The sequence below is a fragment of the Streptomyces katrae genome (assembly GCF_002028425.1).
GTDB lineage: Bacteria > Actinomycetota > Actinomycetes > Streptomycetales > Streptomycetaceae > Streptomyces > Streptomyces katrae_A.
The window spans coordinates 443705-457294 of record NZ_CP020042.1; the positions used below are offsets into that span (position 1 = coordinate 443705).

Annotated in this window: 9 protein-coding genes and 1 pseudogene; all 10 read left to right on the plus strand. The window is 76.6% G+C overall.

What is annotated here, in order from left to right; translation table 11 throughout:
* Nucleotides 1-14 precede the first annotated feature (14 nt).
* Nucleotides 15-2510: pseudogene (locus B4U46_RS40015) on the plus strand (beta-ketoacyl synthase N-terminal-like domain-containing protein); the annotation flags it as partial.
* Between the two features lie 758 nt (nt 2511-3268).
* Nucleotides 3269-4681 (plus strand): polyketide synthase dehydratase domain-containing protein, encoded by a 1413-nt coding sequence (locus B4U46_RS38810; RefSeq protein ID WP_237293262.1) that lies wholly within the window; start codon nt 3269-3271, stop codon nt 4679-4681.
* Entirely contained in the window at nt 4671-5060 is a 390-nt protein-coding gene (locus B4U46_RS02320; protein ID WP_237292545.1) for an acyl carrier protein, read from the plus strand. The genes B4U46_RS38810 and B4U46_RS02320 overlap by 11 nt, the downstream gene beginning before the upstream one ends.
* A gap of 43 nt (nt 5061-5103) precedes the next feature.
* Nucleotides 5104-5889 carry an alpha/beta fold hydrolase gene (locus B4U46_RS02325; protein ID WP_237292553.1) on the plus strand — a complete coding sequence of 262 codons (786 nt, stop codon included), beginning with the start codon at nt 5104-5106 and terminating at the stop codon, nt 5887-5889.
* Nucleotides 5886-7067, plus strand: a complete 1182-nt coding sequence (locus tag B4U46_RS02330) for a glycosyltransferase (protein WP_079423595.1) — start codon at nt 5886-5888, stop codon at nt 7065-7067. Before B4U46_RS02325 ends, B4U46_RS02330 begins: the two co-directional genes overlap by 4 nt.
* Nucleotides 7064-9460: a class I SAM-dependent methyltransferase gene (locus B4U46_RS40250; RefSeq protein ID WP_311736955.1), complete on the plus strand. Its 2397-nt coding sequence runs from the start codon at nt 7064-7066 to the stop codon at nt 9458-9460. Before B4U46_RS02330 ends, B4U46_RS40250 begins: the two co-directional genes overlap by 4 nt.
* Nucleotides 9461-9629: 169 nt before the next feature.
* Nucleotides 9630-10481 carry a hypothetical protein gene (locus tag B4U46_RS02340; protein WP_079423597.1) on the plus strand — a complete coding sequence of 284 codons (852 nt, stop codon included), beginning with the start codon at nt 9630-9632 and terminating at the stop codon, nt 10479-10481.
* 93 nt (nt 10482-10574) lie between these two features.
* On the plus strand, nt 10575-11834 hold the full coding sequence (locus B4U46_RS02345; protein ID WP_079423598.1) for an alkaline phosphatase family protein: 1260 nt from the start codon (nt 10575-10577) through the stop codon (nt 11832-11834).
* A 27-nt stretch (nt 11835-11861) separates the two neighbouring features.
* Complete coding sequence (gene thpR, locus B4U46_RS02350) at nt 11862-12446, plus strand: RNA 2',3'-cyclic phosphodiesterase (RefSeq protein ID WP_079423599.1); 585 nt, start codon at nt 11862-11864, stop codon at nt 12444-12446.
* A 114-nt stretch (nt 12447-12560) separates the two neighbouring features.
* Complete coding sequence (locus tag B4U46_RS02355; protein ID WP_237292555.1) at nt 12561-13538, plus strand: hypothetical protein; 978 nt, start codon at nt 12561-12563, stop codon at nt 13536-13538.
* The last annotated feature ends 52 nt before the right edge of the window (nt 13539-13590 follow it).

Here is a 13590-nt window from a genome sequence, read left to right on the forward strand (position 1 = left end):
CGGCGATCGTCGGGATGGGCGCGGTGTTCCCGGGAGCCGCCGACCTGGCCGCGTACCGGCGCAACCTGTTCTCCGGTGCGGACTGCATCGGCGAGGTTCCGCCGGAGCGGTGGGACCCGGAGGTGTACTACGACCCGGAGGGCGCCGCCGTCGGCCGTCCCCCGGCCGGGGACCGGTTCTACTGCCGGCGCGGCGGATTCGTGGACGGGCTGGCCCAGTTCGACCCGACCCGGTTCGGGATCATGCCGGCCGCCGTGGAGGGGGCGGAGCCGGATCAGCTGCTGGCCCTGCACGCGACGGCCGAGGCGATCGCGGACGCGGGCGGTGAGGGGCGGCTGCCGGCCGACCGCTCCCGGATCGGTGTGGTGCTGGGGCGCGGCGGGTTCATGGGGGTGGCCACCGCCCGGCTGGACCAACGGGTGCGTACGGCACACCAGTTGGCGCAGACGCTGCGGGAGGTGGCGCCGGAGCTCGGGGAACGGCGGATCGCCGAGGTGCGGTCGGCGTTCCAGGCGGCGCTGGGCCCGGAGCGGCCCGATGCGTCGATCGGGCTGGTTCCCAGCTTCACCGCCGCGCGGACCGCGAACCGGCTGGACTTCCGCGGTCCCGCCTACACCCTGGACGCGGCCTGCGCCTCCTCGCTGCTCGCCGTGGACCAGGCGGTCGGGCTGCTGGCGGCCGGGCGCTGCGACGTGGTGGTCGCGGGGGCGGTGCACCACTGCCACATCGCCACCCTGTGGAGCGTGTTCACACAGCTGCGGGCGCTGAGCCCGAGCGAGCGGATCCGCCCCTTCGACCGGCGGGCGGACGGGACGCTGCTGTCCGAGGGGACCGGGGTGGTGCTGCTGAAGCGGCTGGCGGACGCGCGGCGGGACGGCGACCGGGTTTACGCGGTGGTCCGCGGGACGGGGGTGGACGGGGACGGGAGGGCGGCGAGCCTGATGAGCCCGCTGGTCGCGGGCCAGGTGAGGGCGCTGGAACGGGCCTGGCGGGAGGCCGGGCTGGATCCGCGGGAGCCGGGCGCGCTGGGACTGGTGGAGGCGCACGGCACGGGCACGCCGGTGGGCGACGCGGCCGAACTGGACACCCTGGCCCGGGTGTTCGGGCCGCCGGGGCGGGGCGACGGGCCGGGCGTCGGTCTGGGGTCGGTCAAGTCCATGCTGGGGCACACCATGCAGGCCTCCGGCATGGCGGGACTGATCAAGGCGGCACTGGCGGTGCACGAGGGGGTGCTGCCGCCGACGCTGCACCTGGAGGATCCCCACCCGGATCTGGCCCGGACCCGGATGCGCCCGGTGACCGCCGCCGAGCCGTGGGAGCGGGGGGCCGGCCCGCGCCGGGCGGGGGTCAACGCCTTCGGCTTCGGGGGGATCAACGCGCACGTGGTGCTGGAGGAGGCTCCGGGCGCCGGCCGGCCGGCGGCGCTTCCGGTGCGCAGGTTCCTGCCTCCGGCGGGGCCGGCCGTGCCCGTGGGGACTCCGCGCGCGCCCGGCGACGTGCTGCTGCTGGCGGCGCAGGACCCGGCCGGGCTGGCGGCCCTGCTGGCCGCGGATGCTCCCGTGTCCGGAGGGGAGGGGCCCTGCCGGCTCGCGGTGGTCGGGCCGAGCCCGCAGCGGCTCGCGCTGGCCGCGAAGGCGGTGGCGCGCGGGCGGGCCTGGCGGGGGCGCGGGGACGTGTGGTTCAGTCCGGCGCCGCTGGGCGGGCGCACGGCGTTCCTGTTCCCGGGCCTGGAGCCGGAGTTCGCCCCGGTGGTGGACGACGTGGCGGACCTGCTGGCACTGCCCCGGCCCCGTCTCGGGCGCGGTGACGGGCTCGTGGAGCGGGCCCTGGACGCCCTCGCGACGGGCCGCTTCTTCGCCCGCGTGCTGCCGGCGCTCGGCATCGGGGCGGACGTGCTGGCGGGGCACAGCCTCGGGGAGTGGGCGGCGATGGTCGCCGCCGGCCTCTACCCGCAGGAGGCGGCCGACGCCTTCCTCGACTCGCTGCGGCCGGGCTCGCTGAAGGTCCCGGACCTCGTGTACGCGGCTCTGGGCTGCGGTGCCGGGCGGGCGCGGGCGGCGCTGCACGGGCTGGACCGGGTGGTGGTCAGCCACGACAACTGCCCGCACCAGTCGGTGGTCTGCGGTGAGCCCGACCAAGTGGCGGCGGTGGTCGCGCGGTTGCGCGGGGAGGGGGTGCTCGGGCAGGAACTGCCGTTCCGTTCGGGGTTCCACACCCCGATGTGGGAGCCGTACCTCGGGCAGGTCCGGGCCGCGTTCGCCCGGCTGCCGCTGCGGCCGGGTGCGGTGCCGGTCTGGTCGGCCACCACCTGCGCGCCGTTCCCCTCCGGGGAGCGGGAGGTGCGGGAGCTGGTGGTACGCCACCTCCTGGAGCCGGTCCGCTTCCGCGAGCTGACGCTGCGGCTGTACGAGGAGGAGGGCGTGCGCAGCTTCGTCACACTGGGGCCGGGCAGCCTGCCGGGGTTCGTCGAGGACACCCTGCGCGACCGCCCCCACCTGTCGGTGGCGGCCTCCTCCCCCCGGCTGACGGGACTGGCGTCCCTGAACCGTCTCTGCGCGGCCCTCTGGGCGGAGGGCCACACCCCTGACTGGGCCAGGCTCGCGTCCCCGTCCCCGTCCCCGTCCACCGCCCCCGTCTCCCGGCCGGCCCCGCCCCAGGCCGCCACCGGGCCCGCTACCCGGGGGCGCGCCGTTCCGCTGGATCTCGGTTCCCCGCTCGTCCGCCTGGGCGAAGGGGCCCGGACCGCCCTCGGCGGCCTACCGGCGGCATCGACGGCAGGTTCGTCGCACGCCACCGGCACGGCAGGCCAGGCCGCTCAGGCGGGTCAGGTCTCGCAGGCAGCCCAGACAGCTCAAGCGGCACAGGCGGCACAGGCCGCTGTGCGTGGCCACCCGGACGGGGCCCGGCCTGGCCTGTCGTCGGCCCCGCCCGCCGGGGCCGACCCCGGGTCCGCCGGGAGCCTGCTGGGGCCGGCCGCCGGCACGGGCACGCGGCCGCCGGGGCCGGGACAGGGGGTCGGCCCGGCGCCCGTGGTAACCAACGGTGCGGGAAGGGCCACGGGGAAGCTCGGCCTGCGGATCTCCCTCGCCACGTTGCCCTACGTGCGCGACCACTGCGTGTACCTCCAGCCCGACGGCTGGCCCGAGGAATCCGACCGGTTCCCGGTCGTGCCCATGACCACGATGCTGGAGCTCGCGGCCGACGCCGCCCGCCGGTACGCCCCGCGCGGCCTCGCCGTCACCGGGTTCGAGGACGTGCGGGCCCTGCGCTGGCTGTCCGTGGAACCGGCCCTCGACGTCGTGGCCGAGGTCCGCGACGAGGGGCCGGGGCGGCTCCGGGTGGCGATCGGAGAGTACGCCTCCGTCGTCGTCCTGTTCGGCGAGCGGTACGAGCGGCCGCCCGCCCCCGACGCCGCTCCCCTGCGCGACCCGCGCCCCGCCCCGTCAGCGCGGCGGCGCTCTACCGTGACCGGTGGATGTTCCACGGGCCGCGCTTCGCCGCCGTGCACGAGGTGCGCACCGTGGCCGCGGACGGCATCGAGGGGGTCGTGCGGGCGCTCCCCTCCCCGGGGGCCCTCCTCGACGCCGCCGGCCAGCTGTTCGGGCACTGGATGCAGCTGCGGCTCCCGGTGGACCGGCTGGTGTTCCCGGCCACCGTCGGCCGGATCCGCTTCTACGGGCCGCCGCCGGCGCCCGGCGAACTGCTGCGCGTCACCGCCCGGGTGCGCGAGGTGCGGGAGGTCACCGTGCGCGGGGACCTCGAGCTGGTCCGGGCCGACGGCGGGGTGTGGGCCCGGATCGAGGGGTGGACGTACCGCCGCTTCGGCGCCGACGAACGGGTCTGGCCGATGAAGTTCACCCCCGAGGTGTGCGGCATCGGCGAGCCCCAGCCGGGGGGTTGGTGCCTGGCCCGGCGGCGCTGGAGCGATCCCGCCTCCCAGGAGCTGGTGATGCGCCGCTACCTGGGCGCCGCGGAACGGGAGGCGTACGGGCGGCTGTCGCCGCGGGCCCGGGGGCCGTGGCTGCTGGGGCGGATCGCGGCCAAGGACGCCCTGCGGCAGGTGCTGTGGGACGGTGGCGCCGGTCCGGTGTTCCCGGTGGAGGTGCCCGTCGGCAACGATCCCGCGGGCCGTCCGCTGGCGCTGGGCCCGCTCACCCGGGGCCTTCGGCTGACGATCGCCCACAAGGACCGGATCGCCGTCGCCCTCGCCGGGCCGGGGCGGGCGCTGGGGATCGACGTGGAGCAGGTGACCGCCGACCCGGACGCGCTGGTCCGGATCGCGCTGGGGCCGGGTGAACTCCGCCTCGCCGAGGCCCTGGCCGCCGCGGCGGGTACGGGCCTGGCCTCCGCGCTCACCACCCTGTGGTGCGCCAAGGAGGCCGCGGCCAAGGCGGAGGGCCGCGGGCTCGGCGGCCGGCCCCGGGACTGGCGGGTCTCGGGCGACCCGGAGGCCGGCCCGGACGGCGGCGGTCTGCTGGTGCACTCCCCCGGCGGCCACCCGTACCCGGTCCGCACCACCCTGCTCTCCACCACCCCGGCCGCCACCGCCGCGCCCGGCACCCACCCGGGCGGCACCGCCCCGTCCGGCACCGCCCCGCCCGACCACGTCGTCGCCTGGACCGCCCAAGGCCCGGCGGCCGGCGTCCCCTTCGACCTCACGGAGACACACCATGGCATCTGACGTCCTCGCCGAGATCACCGGCATGCTGGTGGAGATCGTCGGCGACGAGTACCTCCTCGCGGACGAGGTGACGATGCGGACGACCTTCAACGAGGACCTCGCCCTGGAGAGCGTCGAGTTCGTCGCCCTGGCCGAGGCGCTGCACCACCGCTACGGCGCGGAGGTGGACCTGATGGGCTTCCTTGCGGAGAAGGACATGGAGGCGATCCTGGCCATGTCCGTGGGCGAACTCGTCACCCACATCGGCCGGATCACCCATCACTCGCTCGCGCGCACCCCGTCCGCCTCCCCGCCCTCGTCGTCCTCGTCGCCCTCCCCGTCCTCGTCGCCCTCCGGGTCCTCGTCGTCCTCGTCGTCCTCGTCCCGCGCGGCCGGCTGAGGCCGCCGTGTCCTTCGTCCGCGCGGGTTCCCTGCGCTTACACGTGCAACAGCTGCCGGCCGCCGTGCCGGCCGGCCCCGACGAGCCGCTGGTGGTCTTCCTCCACGGCCTCGTCGTCGACAACCTGTCCTCCTTCTACTGCCCCCTGGCCCTGCCGGCCGTCCGGGCCGGGCACGAGGTCCTCCTGTACGACCTGCGCGGCCACGGCCGCACCGAGCGCCCGGCCTCCGGCTACGACAGCCACACCGCCGTGGCGGACCTCCTCGGGCTGCTCGGCGCGCTCGGCCTCGGACGGCGCCCGCTCCACCTGGTCGGCAACAGCTACGGCGGCACCCTTGCCCTGCACGCCGCCCTGGCCCGGCCCGACCTGGTCACCGGGCTCACCCTCCTCGAACCGCCGCTCAGCGGGCCCTGGGTGGAGAACATGCTGGACACCCTGTCCGCCGCCGCCCTCAGCCTGGAGGACAGCCCGGTGCCGGAGGAACTGCTCGGGCTGCGCCTGCGCAAGGCCGCCCGTCTCACGGCCATCGCGGAGGCGCTCCTCAACCACACCTCACTGATCGACGACATCGCCCGCAGCCGGACCTTCACCCCGGCGGACTACGCCCGGCTGCGCTGCCCGGTGCTGGTCGTGTGCGGGGAGCACTCCGAACTGGTTCCGGGTGCCAGGGAGTTGGTCCGGAACGCGGCGCGTGCCAGGTTGCGGATCCTGCCGGGGCTGGGGCACGACGTGCTCAAGGAGAGCAGCGGGGTGCTGCGGCGCGCCGTCCTGGCCCATCTCGGTGCGACGGCGGCCCGGCGGCCGCGGGCGGGGGCTCTGGTGCCATGAGGGTGCTCTTCACCGTGCCCCCGCTGGCGGGGCACGTCAATCCGACCGCCGCCGTGGGGGCCGAACTGGCCGCCCGGGGGCACGAGGTGGCGTGGACCGGGCCTGCGCCGGCGCTGGCCCGGCTGCTGCCCGGCCGGGCCCGGATCCTGCCGGCCGGGGAGGAGGACGCGGGCGGCGGGGGCGCGGCGGGCGGTTATGCGGCGCTGCACGAGCGGTGGCGTGATCTGCGCGGGGTCGGGGCGCTGCGGTTCCTGTGGGAGGAGGCGCTGGTGCCGCTAGCCCGGGCGATGGTGCCGGGGGTGGAGCGGGCCGCCGCCGGGTTCGCGCCGGACCTGATGGTCTGCGACCAGCAGGCCCTGGCGGGGCCGCTGGTCGCGCGGCGGCTCGGGATTCCGTGGGTGACCTCGGCGACCACGTCGGCCGAACTCACCCGTCCCTTCGCCGATTTCCCGAAGGTCGGGGAGTGGGTGGACGAGCGGATCTCGGGGCTGCTGGCGGAGTTCGGCGACACCGGCGGGGGCTGGGACCCGCGCTTCTCCGACCGTCTGGTGCTGGTCTTCTCGACGCCCGGACTCGTGGGCGCGCAGGAGGGGTACCCGGATCACTACGCCTTCGTGGGGCCGGCCTTCGGGGCCCGCCCGGCCGTTCCGGGGTTCCCGTGGCAGCGGCTGGACCCGGACCGGCTGCGGGTGCTGGTGTCCCTGGGCACCCTCAACCAGGAGGCCGGCGCCCGGTTCTACCGGGCCGTACTGGGCGCGGCCGCGCAGCTCGCCGCACGGGTGCAGCTGGTGCTGGCGGCTCCCGCCGCGCTGGTGGGGGACGCACCCGGACACATGATCCTTCAGGAGCGGGTGCCACAGCTGGAGTTGCTGCCGCACCTGGACGCGGTGGTCTGCCACGGCGGACACAACACCGTCTGCGAGGCGCTGGCGTTCGGACTGCCGCTGGTGGTGGCACCGATCCGGGACGACCAGCCGATCGTGGCCCGGCAGGTCGTCCTCGCGGGGGCCGGGGTCCGGCTCCGGTTCGCCCGGACCGGGGCCGGGGAACTGCGTGACGCGCTCACGGCCGTGCTGGACCGGCCCGGCCCCCGCCGGGCCGCCCGGAAGATTCAGGCCTCCTTCTCCGCGGCGGGCGGAGCCGCCGCCGCGGCCGACCGGTTGGAGAAGCTGACATGACGAGTCCCCCGCTCTCCCGGGTCCGCTGGACCTCTGCGGTGCTCCTGGCCGCGCTCGGCGCGGGCACCGTACGGGCCGGCCGGCGGCTCCGCGCGGTCCCGGTGCTGCCCGCCGCCCCGCCGGCGGCGGCCGGGCTGCCCGGGGCCGCCGGGTGGCGGCTGCTCACCGCCCCGGGGGTGGTGCCGGACGCGGCCACCTTCCTGGCGGCCCGCGCGTACGCGGACCGGGAGGGGCTGCGGGTGCTGGACCTGCTGCCCGCCGATCTCGAGGCCGAACGGGTCCTGGGCCTGTTGCGCCTGGTGGATCCCACCGGGTACCGGCAGGACCGCCTCGGGGAGGGGCGTGGCGCCGGGTTCGCGGTCCTGGTCGCCGAGGAGGCGCTGGCACGGGCAGGGGTGGAGCCGGGTGGCCCCCGGCCGAAGCCGGCGGAACTCATGGCGCTGGTCCGGCGTTTGAAGGAGTACGCCGCCGGAGCCACGGGCCTGGCCATCGCCCCGGGCCTGAGCTGCGGCCTGTCGTCCCGCCCCACCGCAGGCCCCGGCCCGTCCCAGGCCACCGGGTCCGCAACGGCACCGCTGGTGGCGGCAGAGGCGGGGGCGCCGGGGCGCCGAGGGACCGGACCCCATGGGGCCGCCGGGCCTGAGACGGCAAAGGCCCCGGCGGCAACACCCGGGCCGACCCAGCCCCGGCGGACCACGGCACCACCGGCCGAAGCCCAGGCCGCGGGGGCTCAGACGGCGGGGGCTCAGGCGGCGGGGGCCCAAGGAGCCGGGGCCCTGCCGTACGCGGCCCCGGAGCCCCGGGGCGGTGCGGCCGGGGCACTGGCAGCCGCGAATCCGTCGACCGAGGGCCGGGCGGCGGGCCTCGGCAAGCCACGGGTAGCGGTTGGCTGGGCCAAGGCCCGGAAGAGCCGAGCGCTGGTGGCCGCCTTGGTGGTGGCCGGGCGGTGGAAGGCCGAGGCGCTGAGGGCCGGGCTCCGGAACGCCGAGGACCAGGGGGCCGGGGCGGCGGATGGCGGAACGCGGAGGGCCGGGCCGCCCCGGACCGGGGCAGTGGCGGGCCGGGCCCGTGTGGCCGAGTTGCGGGCGCAAGGTCTGCCGCCCGGGGCCGTGTCCGTCGCCCAGCTGGCCGGGCTGGCGCTGCTCGGCGGCGTCGCCCTGCGCCAGGGCCGGTGGGGGGCGGCGGCGGCCGGGCTGTACTGGCTCCAGCCGTACCTCGCGCTCGGCGGCCCCCGCTCCCCGCTGCGCCCCGCCGACCTGGCCCGGGCCACCGCCGCCCGGCCGGTGCGCTCCCTGCGCACCGCCCTGCGGACGGGACTGGCGGCAGCCGGCCAGGGACGGGAGGACGGACGGGACACCGCTGCCACGGTGGCGGCCGCGTACCGGGCCGACCTGTCCGGCGGGACGGAGCGGTTCCTCGAACCGCGCCGGCCGGACTGCCCCTGGTGCGGCTCGGACCGGCTCACGGTCCGCGTCCGGGTGCCGGACCTGCTCCAGGGCAAGCCCGGGCGGTTCACCCTGGAGCGGTGCGGTGACTGCGGGCACGTCTTCCAGAACCCCCGGCTGACGCCGGAGGGGCTGGAGTTCTACTACCGGGACTTCTACGACGGGCGCGGCGGCGAGGGCGCCGGCCAGGTCTTCGGGCGGCTCGGTGCCACGTACCGGCGGCGGGCCGAGATGCTCCTCCCGTACGCCGATCCGGCGTCCTGGCTGGACGTCGGCACCGGGCACGGGCACTTCTGCAACGCGGCACGGACGGTCTGGCCCGGGACCCGGTTCGACGGGCTCGACATGGGCGACGGGGTGCTGGAGGCGGAACGGCGCGGCTGGGTGGAGGCCGGCTTCCGGGGACAGTTCCCGGAGTACGCGCAGAAGCTGGCCGGCCGGTACGAGGTCGTCAGCATGTACCACTACCTGGAGCACACCCGCGATCCGCTCGCCGAACTGGACGCGGCGGCCATCGCCTTGACACCGGGCGGCTTCCTGGCGATCGAGCTCCCCGATCCGCAGTCGCGGATGGCCGCGCTGCTGGGGCCGGCCTGGCTGCCCTGGTTCCAGCCGCAGCACCAGCACCTGATGCCGGCCGCGAACCTGCGGGAGGCGCTGGCCGACCGGGGGTTCACGGTGCTGGCGGAGGAACACGGCCCCGCCCACCAGGGCAACGACTTCTTCGGCGCGGTGGCCCTGACCGCGACCCGGCTGGGCCCGGATCCGGACCGGCCCTGGGGTCCCCCGGCCACGACCGGCGCCCGGGTCCGCGCGGGGGCCGTACGCGCGGCGGCCGTGCCGTGCTTCGCCGCCGCGGCGGTCCTCGACGCCCTCCGCACGGCGGCGGCCCGCGCCACAGACGGCGGGAACGCCTACCGCATGCTGGCCCGCAAGGACACCCGATGACGCCCCCGCCCCACCGGCCCGCCACCGGAGCCCCCGCGCACCCGACGACGCCCCCGGCCGCTGCGACCACCCCGCCCCCGCCCCCGAGGGCGGCCCGACCGGCTCCGGCGCCGCGGGCACCGGACCGGGCTCCGGCGGTGGCCTCGCCCGGCGGGCCGGGGCAGACCCGTTGTTCCGGCTCGTCGCCTACGCCCTCGAGGCGGCGCACGGGCGGCCGCCCGCCGCCGTCTGGAGCGCGCCCCACGCCTTCCACCTGGGCTCCCCCGGGCTCGTCGCGGCGGCCGGCTGGCCCGTTGCCGCCGCCGCGGCGCCGCGGGACGACGGGATGGTGCGGCTCAGCTCGCTCGGCCACCCCGCCGACAGCTGCGATCTGCCGCTGGCCCTCTCCGGGCCGGCGCCCGCCGCCCCCGCCTGGGCCGCCCGCCCGTACGCGGTGCTGCGCGCGCTGGCCCGGGCCGGCCACGGCCTGGGCGGGAGCGACCTGCACGTGCAGGGCTCCCTCACGGACGCCGCCGGGCTGGCCACGGCCGAGCCGGCCGACTGCGCGGTGGCGCTCGCGGTGGCCGACGTGCACGCTCCGTGCGGGACGGAGCCCGACCGGGCGCGGCTGGCCCGGCTGCTGGCGGCAGCGGTTCCGGACGGGGACGACGCCCTGCGCCGGGCCGTGCTGTTCGCGCTGCCCGGCAGGGCGCTGCTGCTCGGGACCGGGCCACGGCCCCACCGCTACAGCGCCTTCGACCCGCCCGCCTCGGACGCCCGCCTGGTGCTCGTGGCCGTGCGCGGGGAGCCGGCGGATCGGGCGGCGGAGCTGGCCCGGGCCGTGGAACTGGCCCGCCGGGCGGGGGCCCTGAGCGCCTGGCCGCCCGGGCCGGGACCGGCGCGGAGCGCGCTGGTCCTGCTGCCCGCGTCCCGGCTGGCGGCGGTGCGGGCGGCCGTCACGGAGGACTTCCGCGCGCGGGAGCGGCCCGTACCGCGCTTCCTGAACGTCGCCGTGGCCGGGGCGGCCCGGCGCGAGGACTGACGCCACCGGTTCGAACCGAACCGGCTCGAACCGAACGAACCGGATCGGCCCGAACTGCATCAAACCGAACCGCACCCCGAGGAGGAACACCCCATGCCCACTCATTCGCCCCGCGCCGGACACAGATCCCGCAGGCGGTCCGCCGTCACGGCCGCCGCCGGGACGCTCGGCGCGCTCGGCCTGCTGGGCGCCCTCACGGTCGCCACCTCGCAGGCAGCCGACAGCAGGACCACGCAGACGCCGGCGGCGGCCGCGCTGCCGGCGTACGACCACGTCGTGGTCGCCGTCTTCGAGAACAAGCAGTACGGGGAGGTCATCGGCAACGCGAGCGCCCCGTACATCAACCAACTCGCCTCGGGCGGCGCGAGCCTGACCGGGATGAAGGCCCTGACCCACCCCAGCCAGCCCAACTACTTCAACCTGTACTCCGGCGCCACCCAGGGCATCACCGGGGACGGCTGCTACACCCCGCAGTCCATGACCGCGCCGAACCTGGGCCAGGAGGTGATCGCGGCCGGGAGGACCTTCGCGACGTACAACGAGGACCTGCCCGCCGAAGGTTCCACCGCCTGTACGAGCGGCCAGTACGCGCAGAAGCACAACCCCTGGTTCGCCTTCAAGAACGTGCCGCTGAACACCGGCAAGACCTGGGCCCAGTTCCCGCGCGACGACTTCTCCTCCCTCCCCGGCCTGTCGTTCGTGATCCCCAACCTCTGCAACGACATGCACTCCTGCGCGGTCGGCACGGGAGACACCTGGACCAGGAACAACCTCGACGCGTACGCGCAGTGGGCCAAGACCCACAACAGCCTGCTGGTGCTGACCTGGGACGAGGACAACTACCTGGGCTCGAACCAGATCGCCACGGTCTTCTACGGGGCGAACGTCAAGACGGGCACGTACTCCACGGCCTACAGCCACCACCACCTGCTGCGGACCCTGGAGGACCTGTTCGGCACGGCCACGCACGCGGGCAACGCGGCGGCCGTCCAGCCGATCACGGAGGTCTTCACCGGCTCCGCGACCCCGACACCCACACCGACCCCGACACCCACACCGACCCCCACCCCGACACCCACGCCCACCCCCGGCGGTCTGCACCTCGCCAACCCCGGCCCGCAGACCTGCACGTTCAACCAGTCGTGCACCGTCCAGCTCACCGCCACCGGCGGAAAGGCCCCGGTCCGCTACGCGGCCACCGGGCTGCCCTTCGGCCTCACCGTCGACGCCGGCACCGGCCGGATCACCGGGAAGCCGTGGGCCACCGGCACCGCGCAGGTCACCGCGACCGCCACCGACTCCACCGGCGCCACCGTCACCGCCGCCTTCCCCCTGACCGTCAGCTGGTTCTGACGGCCCCGGCACGGTACGAAGTCCCATGTGAAACATCAGACCCACAGCGCGACCGTCCGCGTGTTCATCGCCCTCGCCCCGCCCGACGACGCCAAGGAGGAGCTGGAACGGGAGCTGATGCCCGCCTACGAGGCGTACCCGCGCATGCGGTGGAACCGGATCGAGGACTGGCACGTCACCCTGGCCTTCCTCGGCGAGCTCCCGGTCGTGTTCGTCCCCCGCCTGCACGGGCCCCTCCGCGCCCTCGCCGCGATACGCCGCCCCCTGCGGCTGGCGCTGCGCGGCGGGGGGCACTTCGACGAGCGGGTGCTGTGGACCGGGATCGACGGGGACCTCGAGGGGCTGCACCTGCTGGCTTCCGAGGTCCGCTCCCTCGTCCAGGAGTGCGGCATCCCCTACGAGGGCCGGCCGCTGCGCCCCCACCTGACGCTGGCCCGCGCCCGCCGCGGCGACACCGCGAGCGTCCCGCAGGCCGCCGCCGGACTCACCGGCTTCTCCGGCCGCCCGTGGCACACCGCGCGCCTGCACCTGGTGGGCAGCAACACCGGGCGCGGCCCGGGCCCGATCCACTACCGGGACATCGAGTCGTGGGGCTTCGGCGGCGACGGCTGAGCGCCCGGCGGGGAAACGGTTGTGCGAACCACGGATGGCCGTGATACTCACTACCTCCACGGGGGCGGAGACGGATGTCCCCTGTCCGAGAACGTGCACATCAAGGGGTGGGTCATGGCGTTGCTCCGGGGGGCGGGGCTGTCGCTGAAGCGATGGGCGGGCAGATCCGCAGAGCGGCTGGAGCAGGACTTCGGGGATCCCGCGGTGACGCGGATCCGGGAGGCCGCCGAGGCGGCGGACTGGGCCGGGGTGCGGGACGGGCTCGCGGCGCACCCCGAGGGCGAGGACCGCACCTGGCTGCTGTGGACGGTCGGCGAGACCGCCGGCGTGCAGGAGTGGATCGGGGACGCCGTCGCGGCGGAGCCGGATCCGGCGCTGCCGCTGGTGGTCGCCGGGGCCCGCCAGGTGAGCTGGGCCTGGGAGGCCCGGACCCGGGCACAGGCGAAGGACGTCTCGCGCGAGCGCTTCCAGCTGTTCCACGAGCGGCTGCGCCAGGCCGAGGAACTGCTGTTCCGGGCGGCGGAGCTGGAGCCGGCGTGGGTCGAGCCGTGGCACTTCCTCCAGGTCAGCGGACGCGGTCTGGAGGTCGGGCCCGTCCTCGCGCGGCGGCGGTTCGAGGCCGTGGTGCGGCGTGCCCCGCACCATCTGCGGGCCCACCAGCAGCATCTGCAGCAGGTCTGCCTGAAATGGGGCGGCTCGCACGAGGAGATGCACGCCTTCGCCCGCGCGTCGATGCTCGGCGCGCCCGAGGGCAGCCCGCTGGGACAGCTCGTCGCGGTGGCGCACATCGAGCACTGGATCGCCCTCGGCGAAGGGCCCGGCTGGCAGTACATGCGCCGCGACGAGACCGCCGCCTCGCTGCGGGAGGCCGCCGAGCGGTCCGTCCTGCATCCTGACGCCGAACGCGGCAGGGGCTGGGCGCAGGTGTGCAACAGCTTCGCCCTGGCCCTCTCGCTCGCCGGGGAGTCGCGGATGTCGCGCCGCTGCTTCGAGGCGGCGCCGGACACCGTCACCGAGTTCCCCTGGCACTACGTCAACCCCGCCGACCCGGTCCTGGCCTACCGCCGGCACCGCGCGTCCGTCGGCGCCTGACCGACCCGAGCCTCCGCCCCGCCGCCCGGCACCGACGCCGTGCGGCGCGCCT

What these genes read in the sequence shown, in the direction of transcription:
- B4U46_RS02355 (WP_237292555.1), top strand. Translation starts at nt 12,561, where the DNA reads ATGGCGTTGCTCCGGGGGGCGGGGCTGTCGCTGAAGCGATGGGCGGGC.
- B4U46_RS40250 (WP_311736955.1), top strand. Translation starts at nt 7,064, where the DNA reads ATGACGAGTCCCCCGCTCTCCCGGGTCCGCTGGACCTCTGCGGTGCTC.
- B4U46_RS02345 (WP_079423598.1), top strand. Translation starts at nt 10,575, where the DNA reads ATGCCCACTCATTCGCCCCGCGCCGGACACAGATCCCGCAGGCGGTCC.
- B4U46_RS02320 (WP_237292545.1), top strand. Translation starts at nt 4,671, where the DNA reads ATGGCATCTGACGTCCTCGCCGAGATCACCGGCATGCTGGTGGAGATC.
- B4U46_RS02330 (WP_079423595.1), top strand. Translation starts at nt 5,886, where the DNA reads ATGAGGGTGCTCTTCACCGTGCCCCCGCTGGCGGGGCACGTCAATCCG.